The following is a 21872-nucleotide window of genomic DNA, read 5'->3' as shown; positions in this document are numbered from 1 at the left end:
GTGATCGGGCGCGTGATCAGCCGCGCGCCTCGGCCAGCGCCAGCGGCAGCGCGGCGGCAAAGGCGTCAAGCTGGGCGTCCGGCCCGGCGCTGACGCGGATGCAGCGGTCGTGCGGCGCCACAAAGGGCATGCGGATGAACACGCCGCGTTTCACCACCCCGGCCAGCACCTTGCGGGCGAAATCGCCATCCTTGCCGCAGTCGATGGTGACGAAATTCGTCGCTGAGGGCAGGGCGCGCAGCCCGTTCTCGGCGGCAATGGCGTTGAGACGGGCGTGGGCGCGGGCGACCTTGGCGACGGTCTGCGCCAGATAGGCGTCGTCCTGCAGCGCGGCCAGCGCGCCGATCTGCGCGGCGCGGTTCATGCCGAAATGGTTGCGCACCTTGTCAAACGCCGCGATCAGCCCTGGCGCGGCGATGGCATAGGCGACGCGGGCCCCGGCCATGCCATAGCCCTTTGAAAAGGTGCGAAAGCGGATGACGCGGGGGTCGTCGGGGTCGATGCTGGGGGCGGTGCCTGTGGGGGCAAATTCGATATACGCCTCATCAAGCGCCAGCAGGCTGCCGTCCGGCACCTGCGCGATCATGGTTTCGATCACCGAGGCGCTGTGCCAGCTGCCCATCGGGTTGTCAGGATTGGCAAGGTAGATCAGCTTGGCGTTCACCTCGCGGGCGCGGTGGATCAGCGCGGTCGGGTCTTCGTGGTCGCCAAGGTACGGCACCTTGTGCAGCACGCCGCCGAAGCCCGCGATGTGGTAGTTGAAGGTGGGGTAAGCGCCATCCGAGGTCACGACCGGATCGCCCTGTTCGATCAGCAGGCGGGCGAGGTAGCCGAGCAACCCGTCGATGCCTTCACCGACAATCACATGCGCGGGTGTGACGCCCATCCTGGCGGCAATCGTCTGTTTCAGATCGAAGTTTTCGGGATCGCCATACATCCATTGCCCGGCCGAGGCCGCCGACATCGCGGCAATCGCGCGGGGTGAGGGACCAAAGCCGTTCTCATTGGCCCCGAGCCGCGCGTCAAAGACCGCGCCGCGGGCACGTTCGTTGGTTTCCGGGCCGACGAAGGGCACGGTGGCAGGCAGGCTATCAACCAGCCGGGTGTAGCGCGGGCTCATTCAGCGGCGACTTTCTGTGCGTCTTGCAGCCAGCCCCAGATGCGTTGCGGGGTCATCGGCATGTCAATATGGTGGACGCCCTGATCCCAGAGCGCATCGAGCGTGGCGTTGCTGACCGCCGAGAGCGCGGCGACGGTGCCCGCCTCGCCGCAGCCCTTCATGCCGATCGGGTTGTTTTTCGACGGCGTGGGTTCGCTGTGAAAGCGGATCGCCGGGAAGTCGCTGGCGCGGGGCATGGCGTAATCCATGAAGCTGCCGGTCAGCAGCTGGCCGTCCTCATCAAACTGCGTATCTTCGATGATCGCCTGTCCAAAGCCCTGCGCGATGCCGCCGTGGACCTGACCTTCGGCCAGTTGCGGGTGCATCAAGGTGCCAAGGTCATCAACGGCAAGGTAGCGGTCCATGACCAGCGCGCCGGTTTCGGGGTCGATCTCGACCTCGCAGATATGCGCGCCGTTGGGGAACGAGCGGCCTTCGAGCTTGGTGCGTTTTTCGTGCTTGAGCAGGTCTTTGCGACCCTTGGCGCGGGCCAGATCGGCGGCTTCGAGCAGGGTGAGGCGTTGGTTCGAGCCGGGGGCCGAGAAGATGCCATCGTCGAAAGTGAAAGGCGTCGCCTCAATCTCTTCCTCAAGGAAGGTCGAGAAAGCGGCGACCATCGCCTCGGCGGTGCCATGCGTCGCCACCGACTGCACGGTGACCGAGCGCGAGCCGCCGGTGCCGCCGCCGCGCGCGATGCGGTCGCTGTCACCCTGCACCACGTCGATCAGATCGAAGGGCAGGCCGGTCAGGTCGGACAGGTATTGCGCATAAACGGTTTCATGGCCCTGACCGTTCGACTGGGTGCCGACATACAGATTCACGCGGCCTTCGTCGGTGAATTCGACGGTCGCGCCTTCGGTATCGTCGCCCAGAATGGATTCGATGTAATAGCTCAGCCCCATGCCGCGCAGCAGGCCTTTGGCCGCGCTGGCTTTGCGGCGGGCAGCGAAGCCTGCGACATCGCCCAACTCGTGCGCGCGATTGAGCACGCGGGCAAAGTCGCCGACGTCATAGGTGACCTCGGACGGGGTGGTGTAGGGGAAGTTGTCGGGCGCGATGAAATTGCGCGCGCGCAGCTCGAAGGGCGAGACGCCCAGTTCGCGCGCGGCATTGTCCATGGCGCGTTCCAGCAGCGTGATCGCCTCGGGCCGGCCAGCACCGCGATAGGCATCGACGGGGGTGGTGTGGGTGTAGATGCCCTGCACATCGAGCGTGGCGCAGGGGATGTCATAAACGCCGGTCAGCACCTTGGAGAACAGTTCGGACTGGATGTTCTGACCGAACATCGAGTTATAGGCCCCAAGGTTCGAGCGGGTGGTGACGCGGTAGGCGAGGATCTTGTTGGTGTCGTCAAAGGCCAGTTCGGCGACGCTTTCCAGATCGCGCGCGCCGTTGTCCGACAGCATCGCCTCGGCCCGGTCAGAGACCCACGCAATCGGGCGACCCAGCACCCGCGCGGCTTGGGCCAGCGCGAATTGTTCGGGGTAGAGCATGGTTTTCATGCCAAAGCCGCCGCCGACATCGGGCGTGGTGACCTGCACGTTTGCGGCATCCAGCCCCAGCACGCGGGCCAGTTCGCGCTTGTGGGTCCACACGCCCTGACCGTTGAAAGCGAAGTGCAGGCGTTCGCCGTCCCAGTCGGCCAGTGCTGCGCGCGGTTCCATGCTGACCACGGCGACGCGGTTCTGGCGTACCGACAGTTTGCTGACCCGCGCGGCCTTGGCAAAGGCGGCGGTGACGGCGTCGGTATCGCCCAGATGCCAGTCGACGGGCAGGTTGTCGGCCACTTCGTCATGCACCAGCGGGCCGCCGGTGTGCAGGGCCAGATGGGCCGGTTTCTCGTCGTAGTCCAGTTCGATCACTTCGGCGGCGTCGAGGCCTTGTTCGCGCGTCTCGGCGATGATGATCGCGACCGGTTCGCCCATGTGGCGCATCACGCCGTCGGCCAGAATGGGGCGGTAAGTAACCGCGCCTTTGAGGCCGCGCCGGTCGGTCGAGACGGCGGCCCAGAGGCCCTCGGTCACACCGGCGGCCTTGAGGTCTTCAACGGTGAGGATTGCCAGAACGCCCGGCATCTCGGCGGCGTCGGTGGTGTCGATCTTGCGGATCACCCCATGCGCGACGGGAGAGCGCAGGAAGACCGCTTGCAGCAGGCCTTCGGGGTGCAGGTCAGCCATGTACTGACCGGTCCCGGTCAGAAACCGCAGATCTTCGCGACGCTTGACGCCTTGAGATTGTCCGAATGCCCGCATGATGTTCCCCTGTCTGCTCGCGGCGTGAGGATAACCCCCAGCGCCGCGAGGACAAGGGCCGATGATCAGACGGTGAGGTCCATCACCATGTGAACCGCCAGCGCGCCGAAGCCGTTGAAGCGGGTGTTGGTGGCGACGGAATAGGCGCCCATGCCCTGAACCAGCAGGTAGTCGCCCTCTTCGATGTCCGACGGCAGCGGGGTTTCGCCCGGCAGGCGGTCAACCGAATCGCAAGTCGGGCCAAAAACGGTGCGGCGGCGGGTGTCACCGTCGCGCTGCACGCCCTCGGGTGACCAGGCGGTGATGCGGTCCATCGCGCCCATCAGCGGCAGTTCCGAGAAGGCGCCGTAAACGCCATCGTTCAGGAAGACGTGGTTGTCATCGCGCAGACCCTTGATGCGGGTGGCCAGCGCCATCGAGATCGGCGACCAGCGCGCGACCGGGTTCACAGACCAGCGCCGGGGCGTCTTCGCCAAAGGCTTCCTCGGTCACGCGACCGATCAGGTGGAAGATCGCGTCGAGCGAGGGGACAATCGCCTGCACGCGGTGCGACGGGAAACCGCCGCCGACGTTCAGACGGTGGATGCGCACGCCAGCGCCATCGCTGATACGCTTGGCGGCGCGGATATAGGCGTCCCATGCCTGCGGATCGACGCATTGCGTGCCCGGGTGGAAGGTCAGCGACGGGGTATAGCCTGCCGCTGCGACGCGGGTGAGGATCTCGGTCGCCAGTTCCTCGGTCGCGCCGAATTTCGCACCGAAGTCATAGGCGGCACCGGCGACGGGCAGCTTGTAGCGCGCGGTGATCTCGACACGCTCGCCGTTCTCGCGGTGGGTGGGAACCAGCGCGAACAGCTTGTCCAGTTCGCTGAGCGAGATCGACCGAGTAGCTGGCCACATCGCGGCCAACGGCAAAGACGATCTCGTGCTTGGCACGAACCGGGTTGTTGTAATGCAGGGCCGCGTCGGGGACGAGGCGGCGGATCATGGCGATTTCCTCGGGCGAGGCGACGTCGAAACCCGACACACCGGCCGCCGCGAGGTTGTCGACCACCGCTTCGTCAGGGTTGGATTTGACGGCATAGGTCACCAGACCGGGAAACCCGTCGAGGAAGCGCTGTGCCTGCGTTTGCAGGGCAGCCGGCGACAGGAACATCACCGGGTCGTTCGGGTTCACCGAGCGGAGATATTCGACCGGATCGGACCAGATGCTTTCGGAAAAACCCATGGCGTAACCTTTCGCCTCGCTGTTCATCGTGTCCGGACCACCTCCGGCACTATAGGACAGGATGGCGCAAATAGGATGAAAACCCACCAATCAAAAGAATTGAATCGCTGAGTGGGGTCGTTAATATGACGAAACTTTCGGCAGAATGACGGGTGGTGCCATGGATGACCTCGACCGGGCGCTGATCGCTCTTTTGACCGCTGATGCGCGTCAGCCGCTGGCGACGCTGGCGCGCAAGCTGAAGGTGGCGCGCACCACGGTTCAGTCGCGGCTCGAGCGGCTGGAGGCCACGGGCGCGATTGTCGGATATACACTGAAATTGGGCCAAAGTGCCGAGCGGCCCCGCATTCGCGCGTCGATTCTGGTGTCGATTGAGCCGCGCAATCAGGCGTCGATCCTGACCCGGCTGCGCGCGATTCCCGAGGTCGAGCGGGCGTTCACCACGTCGGGCCGATTCGACCTGTTGTTGCAGGTCGCGGCGGCAACGACCGAGCAGCTTGATTCGGTTCTGGACGGCATCGGAGCCTTGCCCGGCGTGCGTTCGTCCGAAAGTCTGATCCATCTGACGACGCGGATCGACCGGATCGCCTGACATCACCCGGGGTAGTCGCCGCTCCAGAACCCGCGCCGGGAGACCGGGTCGATATAGACACGGATGCTGGCGCCGGGGTTGGGGAGTTTGCCTTGGCTGGGGCGCGTCTCGCCGCGGTGGCCTTGCCTGGTTGTCCAGAGCATCTGGTGGTGGCGGTTGTTGCCGGTGGCGGTATGGCCGGTGACCTTGGCTGACAGCCGCGCGCCGCGCCGGGCGGCGCGGTTCATTGCCATGATGTCATCGGCGGCCTTGGGCGCGGTCCAGGCGGTGAGGCCGAGCAGGCCGAGGATGATCCAGCCGAGTTGCGGACCATCACCGCGTTGCAGGGCCAGGGTCAGCAACAGCGCGAAGAGCACGAAAGCCCCGGTCAGCCAGGCGAAGGGGTTTTCAACAAGGCGGCTCCACGGGATTTGCGGCGCGTCGGGGTGGCGGGGCAGGTCGGTGGTGAGCAGATCGCCGGGCAGATCGCCCTCCCACCACGCTTTGCCCGTCCTGGGGTCGATCAGCAGGGTGATGCGCTGCCCGGCGGGGGGCCGCCAGTCACCGGGCCGGCGGCGCAGGCTACGGCCTTGGGTGCCGGTGGCGTCGGTCCAGCTGAGGCGGGGGCCGGGGGTATCGGTGACCGTGGCGGTGGTCGTCTGGCCGCTGGTCAGCGCGCGGGCCATCGAGCGGGCGTGACGCAGCCGCCAGAGGGCAAGGGCGGCTGCGAGGGCCAGCAGCCACGGGGCGAGCGTGACGCCGGGGCCGCCGTTGATCGGAATGGCCGGTGTACGGGCGAGAGCGAGCGCGAGCACGGCCAGCGCGACCGGCTGGCCGAGCGACGTGCGGGTGGCGAGGCGCAAGAGCGGGCTCAATACGCGCCCTCCCACCAGCCGCGTCCGGTGCGCGGGTCGTGTTGGGCCATGGACCTGCCGTTGAGGTCGCCAGCCTGCCAATGGACGAAATGGTATTTCGAGCGCGTCTTGCCGTTGCGCACCCGCTCGGTGACCTGCGCCATGCGGCGCTCGCCGATCCGCGCGGCGCGGCGCTGTGAACCCAAGGATCGGGCCAGCGCCCAGGCAAACACCCCTGAGACCGCGCCGGAAATCGCCCCGACGATGCCGATCAGCAGGCTGTGCGGGCGTGTTTTGCCCGCCTCGAATGCACTGACCGTCGGGTCCGAACCCGCGTGGCGCAGCGTCATGGCCGAGCCGATGGTCGTGCGGTTGTCGTCACTGAGCGAGACTGGAGGGCGCGCGGTGCGAGAAACGCTCTGGGCGTCGGTGAAACGCACAGTCAGGTGAGAGCTGTGGGGAGTCGCGCCGGTGTTGCGGTGGTGGGTCGTCATGTCGCGGTCCGGCAGGTTTGCGTCCTTCATCCGGAACAACGCAAGCGGGACCATGATGGCCGCGACGATCAGGAACATCAGCGCAAAGCCAAGGGTGGTCCGGCTGGTCCAGACGCGCCGGGGCAGGGATGGGGTGGGCATTGGCAACTCCGATGCGGCGCGGGCTGGAATGGCCCGCTTCATAGGCTCGGCGCAGATCCTGAGTCGGTTCAATCCCGCGCCCGGCTATTGCGATGCGATCCACCACGTCGCGCCAGACGGGTCGCGCACACCGCCGCGCAGATCGTCGCCGTCTGATCGGCGCTGGGGTTGCTGCACCACCGTGGCGCCGGCGGCAACAGCGCGGGCGAAGACGGCGGCGGCGTTGGCGACATAGAGGTGCAGATGGGGGGCCGACGCCTGAACGTCGGTTGCACCGCCGCCGATCATCACCACGCTGTCGTCAACCTTGACCTCGGCATGCATCAGCGAGCCATCGTCGCGGTCAAAGCGGCGCAAGAGCGTGCCGTCAAAGGCGGTCTCGATAAAGGCGATCAGGGCCTCGGCGTCCGAGGCGATCAGGTAGGGGCTCAGGGAAGGATAGGACGTCGGCTTCCAAGGTTCCATCGGTCGGTTCCTTTGCGCACAGTCACACAGGTGACGATTCCCGTAACCGGGACCGGGTCAGTTTCTCGCAGCCCACGACCTTTGGCAAAGGCGATTTCGGCGCGGCAGGGTGGCTGCCGCGCCGGATCGCTCAGGCGCTGGCCAGAGCGGCGGCGGCGGCGTCCAGCGCGCCGGGGCCGTGGGGGATGCCCAGAACCTTCATGCCGGTGTCGATCACCGCCAGCGCGCCCAGCGTCATATGGGCGTTGACGTGGCCCATATGCGCGATGCGGAAGAAGGCATCCGCCCCCGGCTCGCCCGGCTCGGTCATGCCAAGGCCGATGCCCAGCGTCACGCCGGCCTCGAATTCGGTCCAGCGGCGCAGGCGGGTGCCGTCATCGCCCGAGAGCCGCACGGCCGTCACGGAATGACCCCGGTGCGCAGGGTCGGCGATGTTAAGACGGAAGGCACCCTCGGTGCCCCACGCCTCGGCAGCGGCCCAGACGGCAGAGGCAAGCTTTGTGTGCCGTGCCCAGACGTTCTGGATGCCTTCCTCGTGCAGCATGGTTAGCGCTTCGCGCAGGCCAAGCAGGTGGTGCGTCGGCGCGGTGCCATACCAGTTTTCATAAAAGAACTGCGCCTCATTGCGCGGCGTCCAGTCCCAGTAGGGCGAGCGCAGGTCCGAGGATTTGCCCGCAGCCTTGGCCTTGTCCGAGAAGAACACAAAGCCCAGCCCCGGCGGGGTCATCAGGCCCTTCTGGCTGGCGGCGATCATCACATCGACGCCCCAGTCGTCCATCTCGAACTGGTCGCAGGCGAGGCTGGCAATGCAATCGACCATCAGCAGGCCGGGATGACCCAGATCGTCCATCAGCTTGCGCACCATGGCCACGTCGTTGCGCACCGAGGTGGCGGTGTCCATGTGGGTGACCATCACGGCGCGGGCGTCGGGGTTGGCGCGCAGGGCGGCCTCGGCACGCTCAAGGTCGATGGGGGAGGCCTTGCCGAAATCGGTGACGGCAGTGGTCACGCCCAGCTGGCGGGCGTTCTCGGCCCAGCCGTGGCCGAAGCGGCCGGTGGCCAGCACGATGGCGGTATCGCCCCGGCTGAAGGTGTTGGCGTTGGCGGCTTCCCAGGTGGCATGGCCGTTGCCGATATAGATGGCAAGGTTCTGGCGTGTGCGGGCGACGGCCTTGAGGTCATCGCGCAGGCCGCCGACCATCTCGGTCAACTCGCCCTCATAGATGTTGGGGGCCGCTTTGTGCATGGCGTTGAGGACGCGGTCAGGCATGACCGAAGGGCCGGGAATGGCCAGATATTGACGGCCATTGGCGAGAGACATGGGGCGACTCCTGAACGTGTGCACTAAGGTGGCGGATCCTAGGTGCGGCGTTGAGACGCGTCAATGCGACGCGATGCGATCGACGCGCAATACGGCGCTGCGTCAAGGGGTGTGCAAGGGCTGGGGCGGGGCCTATATCTTTGCGGCCAAGGAGGACTGACATGCCCGAAATGACACCTGTGCTGAACCCTGAGACCCGCTGTGCCCCCGTCGCGGGCCGCGCCCAGTTGCGCGTGACCGGCGAGGATCGGGTGAAGTATCTGCAGGGGTTGGTCACGCAGGACATGGGCCGCGTGGTGCGCGATGGCATCGGCTACGGCGCGCTGCTGACGCCGCAGGGCAAGCTGATCGCCGATTTTCTGCTGGTGGCGCAGCCCGACGCGGTGCTGATCGACGTGGCCGAGGATCTGGCCGACGATCTGGCGCGGCGGCTGACGATGTTCAAGCTGCGCTCGAAAGTGGTGGTTGACCGGGTCGAGATGCCGGTAACGCGCGGGATCGGTCCTGCGCCTGAGGGTGCGCTGGCCGATCCGCGCGATGCGGCGCTGGGCTGGCGGCTTTATGGGCAGGCGCTGACGCAGGGGGAGGCGGTCGATTGGGACGCGCGGCGCATCGCGGCGCTGGTGCCCGAGACGGGGGCCGAGCTGGTGCCGGGTGACAGTTTCATTCTGGAGTTGGGGTTCGAGCGCCTGCACGGCGTCGATTTCCGCAAGGGCTGCTACGTCGGCCAGGAGGTCACCGCGCGGATGCACCACAAGACGACGCTGCGCCGGGGGTTGGTGGCGGTGCAGGTCGCGGGGGCGGTGCCCATGGGCACGCCCATGCTGATGGAAGACGGGCGCGAGGCCGGTGTGCTCTACACGCAGGCGGGCGGGCAGGGGCTGGCGCTGGTGCGGATGGACCGGATCGGCGGGCCGCTGACCGCTGACGGCGTCGCGGTCAGCGTGAGCGGCGAGGCTTAGGCCTCGGCCTCGGCCTCGCCTACGGGCAGAAGGGCGATGGCGACGCGCCGGCCCTCGGACAGCAGGACATTATAGGTGCGGCAGGCAGCAGGTGAGGACATGACCTCGACCCCCAGTCCGGCGGCTTCGAGCGTGTCACGCAGCGCGGCCGGGATGTGGCCAATGTCGCGACCGGTGCCGATGAACAGCACATCGACCTGATCGGCCAGCGGCAGCAAGGCGTCGATGTCGTCAAAGCCGCCCCATGTAACCACCTGTCCCGGTACAAAGAGTACCGGGGCAGGGTGGACAACGCCGCCCAGCCGGAAAAATCCGGGGCCATAACCCTCGATGGGTTGGGCGGCGCCAAAGTCGATCTCGGTCAGTTTCATTTCGCGTCCGAGGTGGTGAACTGCGTGCCGGCCTTGTCGCCGCCCTTGTCCCAGTTGCGCTTGACGCCAAGGTATTTGACGATGACGGCGGCCACGTAGACCGACGACCACGTCCCGACAACAACGCCCCAGATCATGGCAAACACAAAGCCACGGATCACATCGCCGCCCAGCACAAACAGGGCGATCAGCGCGATCAGGGTGGTGAACGAGGTCATCAAGGTGCGGGTCAGGGTTTCGTTCAGCGACAGGTTCATCACGTCGAGCACGTCGCGTTTCTTGAACTTGATGAAGTTCTCGCGCATCCGGTCGAACACGACCACCGTGTCGTTGAGTGAATAGCCGACGATGGTCAGCAGGGCTGCGATGATCGCCAGATCAAAGCGCAGCTGCAGCACCACAAAGACGCCGATGGTCAGCGTGATGTCATGCACCAGTGCCGCCACGGCCCCCAGCGCGAACTGCCATTCGAACCGCAGCCAGATATAGATCAGTACCGCTGCCAGCGCCGCACCGACGGCCAGGATCGCCTCTTGGACCAGCTCGCCCGAAACCTTGGGTCCGACCGATTCCACCGAGGTGAAACGCAGCGTCGAATCGTAGGTTTGCAGCGAGGTTTCAACCTGGTTGAGGATCTCGGGTGTGACGGATTCGGTGTCACCCTGTGCCTGAATGCGGATCATTGCCACGTTCCGCTCTGGCCCATAGGTGGGGTCAAAGACCTGCGTGATGGCGATATCGCCAAGACCCATCGGGGCCAGCGCCTCGCGGTAGGCGCCGATATCGACGGTCTGCGTGCCCTCGGTGCGGATCGAGGTGCCGCCGCGGAAGTCGATGCCGAAGTTCAGCCCGATCGCGAAGAACACGGCGACAGACGCAGCCATGAGCATGACAGACAGGCCGAAGGTAAACTTCCACGGCCCCATGAAGTTGATGTTGGTATCGTCAGGAACGATTTTCAGCCGGAACATGGGTCGATCCTTACAGGGTCATCGTCTTGGGACGGCGACGCTCGAACCACCAGATGATGATCAGGCGCGTCACAAAGATCGCCGAGAAGACCGAGGTGATGATCCCCAGTCCCAAGGTGATGGCGAAGCCGCGGACCGGGCCGGAGCCCAGCGCAAAGAGGATCGCGGCAGTGATGAAGGTGGTGATGTTGGCGTCCAGAATGGCCGACATCGCCTTTTCATAGCCCAGCTCGATGGCCCGTGCCGGGCCGCGCGCCGTGCGCAGCTCTTCGCGGATCCGCTCGAAGATGAGCACGTTGGCATCCACGGCCATCCCGATGGTCAGCACGATCCCGGCGATGCCCGGCAGTGTCAGCGTGCCGCCGATCAAAGACAGCACCGCGAAGATCATCATGATGTTGAACAGCAGGGCGATATTGGCGATCCAGCCGAACAGGCCATAGCTGAGGCCCATGTACAGCAGCACCGTGACCATGGCGATGATCGCAGCGATCTTGCCGGCGTCGACGCTGTCCTGACCCAGTTCGGGGCCGATGGTGCGCTCTTCAAGGAAGGTCATCTCGGCGGGCAGGGCACCGGCGCGCAGCAGGACCGAAAGATTGGTGCTTTCCTCGACGGTGAAGCGCCCGGTGATGATGCCCGAGCCGCCCGAGATATGCGACTGAATGACCGGGGCCGAGATGACTTCGTTATCCAGCACAATGGCGAAGGGGCTGCCGATGTTTTCCGCGGTATAGAGCCCGAAGGCCCGTGCACCTGCCGGGTTGAAGCGGAAGCTGACCGCAGGACGGCCGTTCTGGTCGAAGGTCGGTTGTGCGTCGGTCAGCTGTTCGCCGTTGACGACGGGGGTTTGTTCCAGAAGGTAGTAGACGCCCTGCTGGTCCATCGACGGGTAGATCACCTGACGGGGACCGGGGGCTTCGTTCGCGTTCGAGGTGGTACGCACGACCGGGTGGAACGTCAGGCGTGCCGTGGTTCCGATCAGCGACTTGAGTTCGTCTGCCGAGCCGATGCCGGGCACCTGGATCAGGATGCGGTCGGTGCCCTGACGCAGGATCGTCGGCTCGCGCGTGCCGACTTCATCGACGCGGCGGCGGATGATTTCCAGCGACTGGCGCATGGTGCGGTCGTCGGTGGCCAGACGCTCGGCCTCGGACAGGGTTATGACGATCTCGTTGCCATCGAGGTGGATATCGAGATCCTGCTGGCCGATGCCGGTCAGCGTCTGCATGGGTTGTGACAGGGTGCGCACGGTTTCGAGCGCTTGCGGCAGGGCCTCGGCATTGCCGATGGCGATGCGCAGGACGCCCGGATCGTCCGAGGCCATGCGGCGGACACCGCCGACGGTGGCACGCTCGGCGCGCAACAGGTCGCGGACCTCGGGCCAGAGGGCGTCGATTCGGTCGGCGTAGACATCCGAAACCTGAACTTCGGCCAGCAGATGCGCGCCGCCGCGCAGATCGAGGCCGAGGTTGACCAGATCCGAGGGCAGCCAGTCGGGCCAAAGCGCGCGCTCGGCTTCCAGTTCGGGGGTCGAGGTGCCGGCCTCGATCGTCGCGACGGCATCGTTATGGCGCTCGACCTGATCGTAGAACAGGTTGGGCGCAGCGAAGACGGCAGCGCCCAGACAGATCAGAATGATCAGCGCGCGCTTCCACAGGGAGACTTGCAGCATGGTGAGGCCTTGCGATGGAGCCGGGCAATGGGGGCCGGGAAGGGCGCATTGCGCGCCCGGTCAGGGCCGCGGCACGAGAGGTGCGCCGCGACCGCAGAAGGCGATATCAGCTGGCTGCCGGTTCGCTCTTGGACATCACGGTGGTGATGGTCGAGCGCACGACGCGGACTTTCACGCCTTCGGCGATCTCGACTTCGACTTCACCGTCTTCCTTGACCTTGGCAACCTTGCCGATCAGGCCGCCAGCCGTGATCACCTGATCGCCGCGACGCAGGGCGTCGACCATCGCGCGATGCTCTTTGACCTTTTTTTGCTGCGGACGGATCAGCAAGAACCACATGATCCCGAAAATCAGGACAAAGGGGACGAGTGACGAAATCAGGCTACCGGCACCGGCAGCGCCGGCGGTCTGGGCGAAGGCAGGGGTGATGAACATGGGGCTCCTCGGGTCATCATCGGGCCGGGGATAGCCCCCGACGTCAGGTCGCGCGCACCCTATATGGGGGCTGATGTGAGTTCAAGCGAGAGGGGTGAGGCGAAAAAGCGCGATGACAGGCGCGTGTTTGCCGGTGAAGGGGGCGGCGGCGGGCGACCCCCATCGAGGGGGTCGCCCGCCGCTCGGGGGCGCTGCCCCCGCCGGGCCGTGCCGGCCCGCCCCCGGGATATTGAGGGACAGATGATATGGTCAGTCGTCGCGGCGGCGTTTGCGGTCCACGTCACCGTGGCGGATGTCGTCGGTGAGGCGGTCAAGGACCCGGTGCAGGTTGGGGGCGCTGACCGCCTGATCGAGCACGCCTTCCAGCGCCTGCAGGATGGCCCCGCGCGAGCCCTCGACCGTGCCGACCTGATGGATGTTGATTTCCTTGATCTTTTCGACCGGCTTCATCATCTCACCCAATGTTTTGGGCAAGGCTTCGAGGCGGGCCAGTTCGACAGCATGGGCGAGGCTGGCGTCCGAGCGGGTGTTTTCGGCGGCGATGCGGGCAGTGAGCGCCTCGGCCTCGGCGTGGCGTTGGGCGAGGCTGGCCTGAGCGTCCAGCTTGGCGGTCTCGAGCCGGTCCGCGGCCACCTTGCGGCCCGAGTCTGCGGCGATTTCGGCCCGGCGGGCGCTGGCGGCGGCCTCGGCTTCGGCGGCGATGACGCCAAGGTCGCGGCGGCGTTCGGCCTCGGCCCCGGCGCGGGCGGTCTCGATGGATTCGTGCGCGCGCACCGCGTCGGCGCGGGCCAGATCGGCCTCGGCCTGCGCGCGGCTTTCCTCCTGGCTTTTCGCCAGCACCTGCACGGCGCGGTCCTGTTCGGCGATTTCCAGCGCGCGGGCGCGCAGGATTTCAGCCTCGCGGATCGCCTGTTCGCGGGCGATATCGGCGGTCTGGATCTGCTGTTCCATCTGGATGCGCGACTGCGCGGCAGAGCGTTCGGCATCGGCCTTGGCGCGGGCGACCTCGGCCAGTTGGGTGGCCATCAGGGATTCGATCTGCTGGGCCTGCGAGATTTCGGCGCGGCGTTCCTCGAGGTCGATCTCCATCTTGCGGCGGGATGCCTCCATCGCGGCGCGGCGCACCGAAACGGCGGTGTCGCCTTCGATCTCGGCGCGCTCTTTCTTTGATTGCGCCACGACCTCGGCCAGTTTGCGCAGGCCGACGGCGTTGAAGGCGTTGTTTTCATCGAGGGCGGAGAACGGGGTCTGGTCCAGCGCGGTGAGCGAGACAGAGTCCAGTTGCAGCCCGTAGCGGGTGATCGGCTCGGCCAGCGCGCTGCGCACGGCGGCGACGAATTCGGCGCGGCCCTCGTGCAGCTCGTCCATTGTGTGGCGGGCGGCGACGGCGCGCAGGGCGTCGACGAACATGCCCTCGATCAGCGCGCGCAGCTCGTCGGGTTGAAAGCTGCGCCGGCCAAGGGTCTGGGCTGCGCGGGCGATCGAGGCTTCATCGGGCGGGACAGAGAGGTAGAATTCCGCGCCGACATCGACGCGCATCCGGTCGCGGGTGATCAGCGACTGATCGGCGCGGCGGTCCAGATGCAGGCGCAGGGTCTGCATGTTGACGCGCGCGACCTCGTGGAACCAGGGCAGCGCCAGCATCCCGCCGTCGATCACGATCTTGCGCCCGCCGATGCCGGTGCGCACGAGGCTGATCGCGTTGGTGCCCCGCTGGTAGAAGGCGGCGGCCAGCGCGATGAGGGCGGCCAGCACGATGATCAGGGCGATGATCCAGAAGATGGTGCTCATCTGATGTTCCTTTCCGGGGGCTTACAGCCCTTCGAGACGCGATTGTATCTGGGCGGAGAGCCCGGCATCGGCGGCGAGTGTGGCGCCTGTCAGGCCCGCCGAGAGGCCGGACAGCAAAAAGACGGCGGCCTGCGCGGCGAGGGCGGGGCCTTGGGCCGCGTCGAGGCCGCTGGCGACGGTGAGGGCGGGCGGCAGGTGGCCGTCGGGACTGGCGGGGGTCAGGGCGTTGACGCGGATGCCGGGCCAGCTGTGGCAATGGGTGAGGGTCCAGGCGAGCATGGCCCAGCCGATCAGGCGGGGGGTGTCGATGGCTTCGGCCTGCAGGGCCCAGCGGGTTGCGAAATCGTCGGCCTCGCCCGGGCGCAGGGCGGCGGCGGCGCGGATCATGTCGAGCGCGCGGGGCCAGTCGGCGTGGCGGGGCGCGGCGCGGGCGAGGATGGCGCCGCCGGGGGCGAGTTTGGGCGCGAGGGCTTCGGCCAGGCGCTTGGGGGCGGCGAGGGCTTGCGCGAGCTGGGTGGCGGGGTCGGTTTCAAGGATGACAGGGAAGAGGGCGAGGCCGTCGAGGCCCTGTGGCAGCGCCTGCGCGACGGCATCCATCGCGGCGGGGTCGCTGAGGTCGGTGCGGTAGAGGGCGTCAATGTGGTCAAAGCGGGCGTCGGAGTCGATGCCCAGCACCTCGGCCCCCGCTGCCTGCGCGGCGCGGGCGACGGCGCGGCCAAGGCCGTGGCCCGAGCCGAGCACGGCGATGCGGCGGTTGTGCAGGAGGCGGGGCAGGTCGGGCATCAGAAGACCGGCGGGTAGGGACGGCCGCCGCGATCAAGGGTGATCCAGCGGGTTTCGGTGAAGGTCTCTATTGACCAGCGGCCACCGTGACGGCCAAGCCCCGAGGCTTTGGAGCCGCCGAAGGGGACGTGCGGTTCGTCATTCACCGAGGTGCAGTTGATGTGGCACATGCCGGTTTCCAGCCGTTTGGACATGGCCAGCGCGCGGGCTTCGTCGCGGCTGAAGATACCGGCGGAGAGGCCGTATTCGGTGTCGTTGTTGAGGGCGATGGCCTCGTCATCGGTGCGGAAGGGGATGACCGGGACGACGGGGCCGAAGGTCTCGTCGCGGTAGATCAGCATGTCGGGGGTGACGCCGGTGAGCAGCGTCGGCTCGACAAAGCGACCGGTGATCTTGCCGCCGGTGACGACCTTGGCCCCCTTGGCGATGGCGTCATCAAGCTGGGCTTTGACGCGGGCGACCTGGCGGTCGTTGATCAAGGGGCCGATGACGTTGGACGGATCGGCGCTGTCACCGACTTTCAGTTTTGCGGCACGTTCGGCGAATTTGGGCAGGAATTCGGCGTATACTTTTTCATGCACCAGCACTTTTTCAACACTCATGCAGATCTGGCCCTGATGCATGAAGCTGCCGAAATTGGCGGCTTGGGCGGCGCGGTCAAGGTCGGCGTCGTCGAGGATGATCAGGCTGTCCTTGCCGCCCAGTTCCACACAGGCCTTCTTGAGATGCGCGCCCGCCTTGGCGGCGATGGCGCGGCCGACGGGGGTGGAGCCGGTGAAGGAGATACCTTTGACATAGGGGTGCTCGATCAGCTCATCGCCCATCGCGGCGACGCCTTCGCGCGCGCAGGTGACAACGTTGAAGACGCCGGCGGGGACGCGGGCCTCTTCCATGATCTCGGCGAAGTAGAGGCCGCCGATCCACGGGGTGTCCTCGGAGGGTTTGAGCACGATGGTGTTGCCCGCGGCCAGCGCGAAGGCGAAGCCGCGCGCGGTCAGGACGCCGGGGAAGTTCCATGGGCTGATCACCGAGATCACGCCCATCGGATAGCGCACGCCGGTCGAGACCTTGCCGTATTCGGACGGCAGCACCTCACCCAGCGGTTGGTAGCAGATGGCGGCGGCGGAGCGGAAAACCTCGGTGACGTAATGGGCCTCGAACGCGCCCTTGCCGTACCAACCGCCACCCTCGGCCTGCGCGCAGGCGATGAACTCGGGCGCGCGGCGTTCCCAGATGTCGCTGATCTTGTTGAGCAGATGCGCGCGCTCGGTGAATTTCATCTCGGCCCAGGCGGGGAAGGCGGCATGGGCGGCTTCGATGGCCGCGCGGGCGTCGCTGCGGGTGCCGTCAGGGGCTTCGGCAAACAGCGCGCCGGTCGAGGGGTTGATGTCGGCAAAATGGCGGGCCGCGCGGACCCATTGGCCGTTGATGTACTGGCCGCGGATGGTCTTGGTGGCGGGGGCGTCGAGCATGTCAGACCTCGGTCTTGTCGAACTGCGATGTGCCGGGGCGGCGGCGGTAGACGTCGACGCGGCCTCCGGGGATCGGGGTGGGGGCGCCGGGGGTGGGGCGTTGTACTGTGGGTGCGCTGGCGGTGGGCGCGTTGGGACGGGCCTGCGCGCGCAGGGGCGGTAGCGAGGAGGGGCGCGGCTGGCGTGCGGCGCTTTCGATGGCGGAAAGCGTCTGGCGCAGGTGATCGGCGCGGGGGGCGCTGGTTGTGTAGGCCGGGGTGAGCGTGCTGGGCGGGCGCACGGCTTTTTGCGCGGCGCTGGAGACGAGGGCGTCGATGTCGAGGCCCGCGATCTGCGACGAGGGCACGCTGGCGGTCGACGGGGCGCGCGGGGTTGGCGTGGCGGGGGCCGCCTGCGGCACGGGGGTCGGCTTGGCCGGGCCGGTCGCGTGACCGGCGGCACCGCCGAGATAGGCGGCCTGCACGGCGGGGTCGTGCAGCAGGATCGAGGCTTTATCCTCGCGCAGGATGCGGCCGTTTTCGAGCAGGTAACCCCGGTCGGCGATGGCGAGGCTGAGCTTGGCGTTCTGTTCAACCAAAAGGATGCCCAGACCGGCGGCGCGGACGGCCTTGAGGTTCTGGAACAGCTCCTTGGCCAGAAGCGGTGACAAGCCGAGGCTGGGTTCGTCCAGCATCAGGATTTCGGGGTTGGACATCATCGCGCGACCGATGGCGACCATCTGCTGCTCGCCGCCCGACATGGTGCGCACCGTCTGTCCGGCGCGGTCGGTCAGCTTGGGGAACAGGCGGATCAGGCGTTCGAAATTGGCGTCGGCCTCTTCGCGGGCGCGTTGGGGGTTCGCGCCCAGCAGCAGGTTCTCGCGGACGGTGAGATCGCCGAAAATGCCGCGCCCCTCAGGCACCAGCGCGATGCCGCGTTCCACGACTTTGTGGGCGGGCAGGCCCAGGACGGGGTCGGACCCCATGGTGACGCTGCCGGTGCTTTTCCCTTCGCAGATCCCGGCGATGGCTTTGAGCAGGGTGGATTTCCCCGCCCCGTTGGCGCCCAGAATGACGACGATCTCGCCCTTTTTTACGCTCAGCGCGGTCTCGGTGAGGGCGGTGTGTTTGCCGTAGCGGACGGAGAGGCCAGCGATTTCAAGCATCGTCATCCCCCAGATAGGCGCGGATCACTTCGCGGTCAGAGAGTACCTCGGCGGGCGTGCCCTCGGCGATCTTGGTGCCCGAGGACATCACCACGCAGCGGTCGCACAGGCTGCGGATGGCGTCCATGACGTGTTCGACAAGGATGATCGTGCGGCCCTCATCGCGCAAGGATTTGATCAGGTCGATGCCGGTGGACAGCTCGGTCGGGTTGAGGCCTGCCAGCCATTCGTCGAGCAGCAGCACCTCGGGCTCTCCGGCCAGCGCGCGGGCCAGTTCGACGCGTTTGGTGTCAATGTAGGTAAGGGCAGAGACGGGGAGGGCTGCGACCTGCGCCAGACCGAGGCGGTCGAGCAGGGTATGGGCGAAGCGCTCGGCCTCAGGCCCCCAGCGGCGGCGGTGGCCGAAGGCGGCCCCGGCGAGGACGTTCTGCGTGACGCTGAGTTCGGGCAGCAGGCGGACCAGCTGGAAGGTGCGCCCGACCCCAAGGCGCGCGACCTTGTGGGCGGGTTGCCCGGCCAGCTCGCGCCCGTTCAGCTGGATCGACCCGGCGCTGGGCGCGAAGCTGCCCGAGATCATGTTGATCATCGTCGATTTGCCCGAGCCATTGGGGCCGATGATGCCCATCACCTGATGCTCGGTGACGTCGAAGCTGACGCCGTTCACGGCAACCAGACCGCCAAAGCGCTTGGTCACATCGCGGGCTTGCAGGATGGTTTTGCTCATCGGGTGCCTCCATAGCGGCGACGCAGGCGGTCCCAGAGGCCGACGAAACCGCCGGGCAGGACGTAGACGATGAGCAGGAAGGCGACGCCGAGCAGGAGCAGGGTCTGGTTGGGGGCTTGGCGGGTGATGGCCTCCCACAGCAGGGTGAAGGGGATCACGCCCGCGATGGGGCCCCACAGGCGACCCGTGCCGCCGAGCAACGCCATGATGACGACCTGGAACGACAGCAGCGGCGCGAAGGCGGTGGAGGGTTCGATATAGATATAGCGCGGGGCGAGGATCGCGCCGGTGGCGGCAGCGGCAGCGCCGGGGACCATGAACAGCAGCACCTTGGCCAGCGCGGTGTCGATGCCGGAATGTTTGGCGACGGTCTCGTCATTGCCGATGATGCGCAGGGCAAAGCCCAGTTTCGAGCGTCCGATCAGCCAGCCCGCAAGGAAGACGATGGAAGCAAGGGCGATGAGCATCCAGTAAATCTCGCGCTCGGTCAGCGACGTGAGGACATACATGCCGCGATGGCCGGTCTGGTTTTGTATCCAGGTGACGACTTGCCGGACCATCTCGGCCAGACCGAGGGTGAAGATGACGAAGTAGACGCCCGACAGGCGCAGGGTGACCATGCCGACCAGTGCCGCCAGCACAGCACCCAGAACGGCGGCGATGACCGGCAAGGTCCAGAACGGCAGGTCCTGAAACCCAAGGCCGGTGACAAAGGTGCCGACGCCGAAGAAGGCAGCGGTGGCGAGCGAGATGTAATGCGTGGGGCCGGAAAACAGCGCCCATGAGGTAGAGAGCACGGCATACATGGCGATGGTGGTGCCCATCGTCAGCCAATAGGGCGAGCCATAGACCGGCAGCAGGCAGCAGAGGCCGATCAGAAGGGCCGAGACGATCAGGTTGCGGATCTCGCGGGTGCTCATGTCGGTTTCTTTCCGAACAATCCCTGCGGGCGGAAGAGCAGCACGGCGAGGAAGAGGAAATAGGCGGCGGCAAGGGTGAGGCCGGGGTCGATCAGCCGGGCGACGGCGGTTTCGGCGATGCCGAGGATCAGCGCGGCGATGATGGTGCCGCGGATGTCACCGACGCCGCCCATGATGACGATGATCAGGGCTTTCATGGTGAAGAGCACGCCGACGGAAGCATCGAGGGTGAAGAACATTGAAATGAGCGAGCCTCCGGTCGCGGTGATCGCACCGCCAAGGGCGAAGGCGAGGGCCGAGGTAGCCTTGACGTCGATGCCGACCAGCCGGGCCGAGCGCGGGTCAACCGCGACGGCGCGCATCCTGAGCCCAGCGCGGGAATAGGTGAGCCAGACCCAGAGCGCGGCGGCGATCACTGTGGCGATCAGGAAAGCGACGATGCGGTTCTGCGCGTAGGACGAGCCGAACATCTCGAACGGCTGGGCGAGGAAGGCGTAGTTGAAGTAGCCACCGCCAAAGGCCCATGTCATCACGCCGACAAAGGCAAAGGACATACCGAAGGTGGCAAGGATGCTGTCGGTTTCCAGCTGGCCCCGGTTCTTGGCGCGGGCGACCAGCGGTTGCAGCATGACGCGGTAGAGCACCCAGTTCACGGCGAAGGCCACAGGGGCCACGACGATCAGCGCGGCGATGGGGTTCACCTGACCGGCGGTGTAGACCCAGAAAGCAGCGAAGCCTCCGGCGACCAGCATCTCGCCATTGGCGAGGTTCATGATGCGCGCCACGCCGTATTGCAGGTTCAGCCCCATGGCGATGAGCGCATAGGTGCCGCCCAGCAAAAGGCCGGTGATCAGGATGAACATCAGGGTACGTCCGCCGTCTGGAAAGTGGGGCGGCGGCGCAAGGGATGCGCCGCCGCGGTTGGGTTATTCCCAGCCGTCGAAGACTTGAACCGGCACAGCACCCTCGCGGCCACGCGCCGCGACGCCGCGGAACACGCCGTCTTGCCATTGGCCGACGGTCCAGTAGGCCTCGTTATCGTTGTTTTCGTTGAACGATACCGGCCCGAGGACGGTCTCATAGGAGTTCGAGCGGTCCTGCAGGTAGGTGAGGACAGCGGCGCGGTCAGGGGCACCGACAGCCTCGATCGCCTGACCAAGGATTTCCAGCGTGGCGTAGGTGGCGGCAGAGGCCCAGAAGTCCGGGCCCTGACCGTTCAGTTCGGTGTGGGCCGCGGCGAAGGCCTGGAACGCGGGATCATCGGCATTGACGCCACCCATACCCAGAACGCCCTCAGCCGCAGGGCCAAAGCGCCCGGCATAGGCCGGGAAGGCGGTGGCGACGGCGGTGAAGAAGACGTGCGGTGCGAAGTTCTGCACGATGGCCTGATCGGTCAGCGCGAAGGTATCACCGGGGTAGGACCACGCGATGAAGGCGTCGGGGTTCGAGGCTTTGGCGCCGTCGATCACCGGGGCCAGATCCTGCGTGCCAAGCGGGTAGGAGGATTCGTAGACGATCTCGAACCCGTTGGATTCCAGCACGCTGCGCGAGATGCCGGCCATTTCGATGCCGAAAGCATCCGCCACGTTGACCAGCGCCACGCGGTTGCCGATTTCGCCCCGCTCACGCAGGTCGACGAGCACATGGGCGGTATCTTCAGCCATGACCGAGGTGCGGCCCAGCACGAAGAACATGTTGGGGAATTGCTCTGCCAGTTCCGGTTGTTGGTCGGTGACAGCCGTGCCGGTGATCATCGGATAGCCGAGTTGCGCGAAGACAGGCGCTGCGGCAAGGTTCATGCCGGTGGAATAGGGCGCGACCATGAAGTCGACCTGATCCTGCGTGGCAAGGCGCTGGGCGGCCATGATCGCCTGCTGGGGGTTGGTCTGGTCGTCATATTCGATCAACTCGATGGTGGCCGGGCCATCGGCCAACTGCAACCCGCCGCGCGCGTTGACTTCGCTCACCCACAGGCGAACGGCTGGCCAGTGGGTGACAGTTGCGCCCCCGGCGAGCGGGCCGGTCATGGGGGCGGCCGCCCCCATACGGATCACCGATTGCGCCGAGGCGCTTGACAGCGTGGCAACCGCCAGCGCGGCCACGGCAGCCGTGGTCATCAGAGTTCTGCGAAACATGGA

General features: G+C 66.6%; 20 protein-coding genes and 1 pseudogene. 2 read left to right on the top strand and 19 right to left on the bottom strand.

Features of this window, described 5'->3' with window-relative positions:
- Positions 1–16 precede the first annotated feature (16 nt).
- From OKW52_RS19340 to OKW52_RS19330, 3 genes and pseudogenes are all read right to left on the bottom strand, one after another.
- Complete coding sequence (locus OKW52_RS19340) at positions 17–1120, bottom strand: pyridoxal phosphate-dependent aminotransferase (RefSeq protein WP_264507151.1); 1104 nt, start codon at positions 1118–1120, stop codon at positions 17–19.
- Positions 1117–3411 (bottom strand): xanthine dehydrogenase family protein molybdopterin-binding subunit, encoded by a 2295-nt coding sequence (locus OKW52_RS19335; protein WP_264507150.1) that lies wholly within the window; start codon positions 3409–3411, stop codon positions 1117–1119. The genes OKW52_RS19340 and OKW52_RS19335 overlap by 4 nt, the downstream gene beginning before the upstream one ends.
- A gap of 65 nt (positions 3412–3476) precedes the next feature.
- Positions 3477–4639, bottom strand: a pseudogene (locus OKW52_RS19330) (type III PLP-dependent enzyme).
- 160 nt (positions 4640–4799) lie between these two features.
- Between OKW52_RS19330 and OKW52_RS19325 the strand changes: the two are divergent.
- Positions 4800–5231 carry an Lrp/AsnC family transcriptional regulator gene (locus OKW52_RS19325; protein ID WP_264507149.1) on the top strand — a complete coding sequence of 144 codons (432 nt, stop codon included), beginning with the start codon at positions 4800–4802 and terminating at the stop codon, positions 5229–5231.
- A gap of 2 nt (positions 5232–5233) precedes the next feature.
- Here OKW52_RS19325 and OKW52_RS19320 read toward each other — a convergent pair whose 3' ends face one another.
- The 4 genes from OKW52_RS19320 to OKW52_RS19305 all read right to left on the bottom strand — a co-directional run bounded on the left by OKW52_RS19320 (position 5234) and on the right by OKW52_RS19305 (position 8485).
- Positions 5234–6085, bottom strand: coding sequence for a hypothetical protein (locus OKW52_RS19320; protein WP_264507148.1), 852 nt, complete (start codon positions 6083–6085; stop codon positions 5234–5236).
- Positions 6082–6699 carry a hypothetical protein gene (locus OKW52_RS19315; protein WP_264507147.1) on the bottom strand — a complete coding sequence of 206 codons (618 nt, stop codon included), beginning with the start codon at positions 6697–6699 and terminating at the stop codon, positions 6082–6084. The genes OKW52_RS19320 and OKW52_RS19315 overlap by 4 nt, the downstream gene beginning before the upstream one ends.
- An 84-nt stretch (positions 6700–6783) precedes the next feature.
- Positions 6784–7164 (bottom strand): VOC family protein, encoded by a 381-nt coding sequence (locus OKW52_RS19310; RefSeq protein WP_264507146.1) that lies wholly within the window; start codon positions 7162–7164, stop codon positions 6784–6786.
- Positions 7165–7294: 130 nt separating this feature from the next.
- Complete coding sequence (locus OKW52_RS19305; protein ID WP_264507145.1) at positions 7295–8485, bottom strand: pyridoxal-phosphate-dependent aminotransferase family protein; 1191 nt, start codon at positions 8483–8485, stop codon at positions 7295–7297.
- Positions 8486–8646: 161 nt separating this feature from the next.
- Between OKW52_RS19305 and ygfZ the strand changes: the two genes are divergently transcribed.
- Entirely contained in the window at positions 8647–9447 is an 801-nt protein-coding gene (gene ygfZ / locus OKW52_RS19300) for a CAF17-like 4Fe-4S cluster assembly/insertion protein YgfZ (protein WP_406622287.1), read from the top strand.
- Here the strand turns inward: ygfZ and OKW52_RS19295 are convergent.
- From OKW52_RS19295 to OKW52_RS19240, 12 genes are all read right to left on the bottom strand, one after another.
- Complete coding sequence (locus OKW52_RS19295; protein WP_264507144.1) at positions 9444–9818, bottom strand: Mth938-like domain-containing protein; 375 nt, start codon at positions 9816–9818, stop codon at positions 9444–9446. The two genes, ygfZ and OKW52_RS19295, sit on opposite strands and share 4 nt — an antisense overlap.
- Positions 9815–10789, bottom strand: a complete 975-nt coding sequence (gene secF / locus OKW52_RS19290; protein WP_264507143.1) for a protein translocase subunit SecF — start codon at positions 10787–10789, stop codon at positions 9815–9817. The genes OKW52_RS19295 and secF overlap by 4 nt, the downstream gene beginning before the upstream one ends.
- Before the next feature lie 10 nt (positions 10790–10799).
- Complete coding sequence (gene secD / locus OKW52_RS19285) at positions 10800–12464, bottom strand: protein translocase subunit SecD (protein WP_264507142.1); 1665 nt, start codon at positions 12462–12464, stop codon at positions 10800–10802.
- 106 nt (positions 12465–12570) lie between these two features.
- Positions 12571–12900 carry a preprotein translocase subunit YajC gene (gene yajC / locus OKW52_RS19280; protein ID WP_127105567.1) on the bottom strand — a complete coding sequence of 110 codons (330 nt, stop codon included), beginning with the start codon at positions 12898–12900 and terminating at the stop codon, positions 12571–12573.
- A 249-nt stretch (positions 12901–13149) separates the two neighbouring features.
- Positions 13150–14691, bottom strand: a complete 1542-nt coding sequence (locus tag OKW52_RS19275) for a flotillin family protein (RefSeq protein ID WP_264507141.1) — start codon at positions 14689–14691, stop codon at positions 13150–13152.
- Positions 14692–14712: 21 nt separating this feature from the next.
- Positions 14713–15474 carry a Rossmann-fold NAD(P)-binding domain-containing protein gene (locus OKW52_RS19270; protein ID WP_264507140.1) on the bottom strand — a complete coding sequence of 254 codons (762 nt, stop codon included), beginning with the start codon at positions 15472–15474 and terminating at the stop codon, positions 14713–14715.
- Positions 15474–16946: an aldehyde dehydrogenase family protein gene (locus tag OKW52_RS19265; RefSeq protein WP_264507139.1), complete on the bottom strand. Its 1473-nt coding sequence runs from the start codon at positions 16944–16946 to the stop codon at positions 15474–15476. The genes OKW52_RS19270 and OKW52_RS19265 overlap by 1 nt, the downstream gene beginning before the upstream one ends.
- A 1-nt stretch (position 16947) precedes the next feature.
- A complete protein-coding gene (locus OKW52_RS19260) occupies positions 16948–18090 on the bottom strand; it encodes an ABC transporter ATP-binding protein (RefSeq protein WP_264507138.1) in 1143 nt (380 codons plus the stop codon).
- A complete protein-coding gene (locus OKW52_RS19255; RefSeq protein WP_264507137.1) occupies positions 18083–18814 on the bottom strand; it encodes an ABC transporter ATP-binding protein in 732 nt (243 codons plus the stop codon). The genes OKW52_RS19260 and OKW52_RS19255 overlap by 8 nt, the downstream gene beginning before the upstream one ends.
- Positions 18811–19734, bottom strand: a complete 924-nt coding sequence (locus OKW52_RS19250; RefSeq protein ID WP_264507136.1) for a branched-chain amino acid ABC transporter permease — start codon at positions 19732–19734, stop codon at positions 18811–18813. The genes OKW52_RS19255 and OKW52_RS19250 overlap by 4 nt, the downstream gene beginning before the upstream one ends.
- Entirely contained in the window at positions 19731–20597 is an 867-nt protein-coding gene (locus OKW52_RS19245) for a branched-chain amino acid ABC transporter permease (protein ID WP_264507135.1), read from the bottom strand. The genes OKW52_RS19250 and OKW52_RS19245 overlap by 4 nt, the downstream gene beginning before the upstream one ends.
- A 63-nt stretch (positions 20598–20660) precedes the next feature.
- A complete protein-coding gene (locus OKW52_RS19240) occupies positions 20661–21869 on the bottom strand; it encodes an amino acid ABC transporter substrate-binding protein (protein ID WP_264507134.1) in 1209 nt (402 codons plus the stop codon).
- Between the last annotated feature and the right edge of the window lie 3 nt (positions 21870–21872).

Origin of the sequence: Pararhodobacter zhoushanensis, assembly GCF_025949695.1 — a bacterium.
Classification (GTDB): domain Bacteria; phylum Pseudomonadota; class Alphaproteobacteria; order Rhodobacterales; family Rhodobacteraceae; genus Pararhodobacter; species Pararhodobacter zhoushanensis_A.
This window is presented reverse-complemented; position numbering and strand designations above follow the sequence as displayed.

Excerpts from the sequence above, each read along its gene's own strand:
- OKW52_RS19340 (WP_264507151.1), bottom strand. The coding sequence starts at position 1,120 with ATGAGCCCGCGCTACACCCGGCTGGTTGATAGCCTGCCTGCCACCGTG.
- OKW52_RS19335 (WP_264507150.1), bottom strand. The coding sequence starts at position 3,411 with ATGCGGGCATTCGGACAATCTCAAGGCGTCAAGCGTCGCGAAGATCTG.
- OKW52_RS19325 (WP_264507149.1), top strand. The coding sequence starts at position 4,800 with ATGGATGACCTCGACCGGGCGCTGATCGCTCTTTTGACCGCTGATGCG.
- OKW52_RS19315 (WP_264507147.1), bottom strand. The coding sequence starts at position 6,699 with ATGCCCACCCCATCCCTGCCCCGGCGCGTCTGGACCAGCCGGACCACC.
- OKW52_RS19310 (WP_264507146.1), bottom strand. The coding sequence starts at position 7,164 with ATGGAACCTTGGAAGCCGACGTCCTATCCTTCCCTGAGCCCCTACCTG.
- OKW52_RS19305 (WP_264507145.1), bottom strand. The coding sequence starts at position 8,485 with ATGTCTCTCGCCAATGGCCGTCAATATCTGGCCATTCCCGGCCCTTCG.
- ygfZ (WP_406622287.1), top strand. The coding sequence starts at position 8,647 with ATGCCCGAAATGACACCTGTGCTGAACCCTGAGACCCGCTGTGCCCCC.
- OKW52_RS19295 (WP_264507144.1), bottom strand. The coding sequence starts at position 9,818 with ATGAAACTGACCGAGATCGACTTTGGCGCCGCCCAACCCATCGAGGGT.
- secF (WP_264507143.1), bottom strand. The coding sequence starts at position 10,789 with ATGTTCCGGCTGAAAATCGTTCCTGACGATACCAACATCAACTTCATG.
- secD (WP_264507142.1), bottom strand. The coding sequence starts at position 12,464 with ATGCTGCAAGTCTCCCTGTGGAAGCGCGCGCTGATCATTCTGATCTGT.
- yajC (WP_127105567.1), bottom strand. The coding sequence starts at position 12,900 with ATGTTCATCACCCCTGCCTTCGCCCAGACCGCCGGCGCTGCCGGTGCC.
- OKW52_RS19275 (WP_264507141.1), bottom strand. The coding sequence starts at position 14,691 with ATGAGCACCATCTTCTGGATCATCGCCCTGATCATCGTGCTGGCCGCC.
- OKW52_RS19270 (WP_264507140.1), bottom strand. The coding sequence starts at position 15,474 with ATGCCCGACCTGCCCCGCCTCCTGCACAACCGCCGCATCGCCGTGCTC.
- OKW52_RS19265 (WP_264507139.1), bottom strand. The coding sequence starts at position 16,946 with ATGCTCGACGCCCCCGCCACCAAGACCATCCGCGGCCAGTACATCAAC.
- OKW52_RS19260 (WP_264507138.1), bottom strand. The coding sequence starts at position 18,090 with ATGCTTGAAATCGCTGGCCTCTCCGTCCGCTACGGCAAACACACCGCC.
- OKW52_RS19255 (WP_264507137.1), bottom strand. The coding sequence starts at position 18,814 with ATGAGCAAAACCATCCTGCAAGCCCGCGATGTGACCAAGCGCTTTGGC.
- OKW52_RS19250 (WP_264507136.1), bottom strand. The coding sequence starts at position 19,734 with ATGAGCACCCGCGAGATCCGCAACCTGATCGTCTCGGCCCTTCTGATC.
- OKW52_RS19245 (WP_264507135.1), bottom strand. The coding sequence starts at position 20,597 with ATGTTCATCCTGATCACCGGCCTTTTGCTGGGCGGCACCTATGCGCTC.
- OKW52_RS19240 (WP_264507134.1), bottom strand. The coding sequence starts at position 21,869 with ATGTTTCGCAGAACTCTGATGACCACGGCTGCCGTGGCCGCGCTGGCG.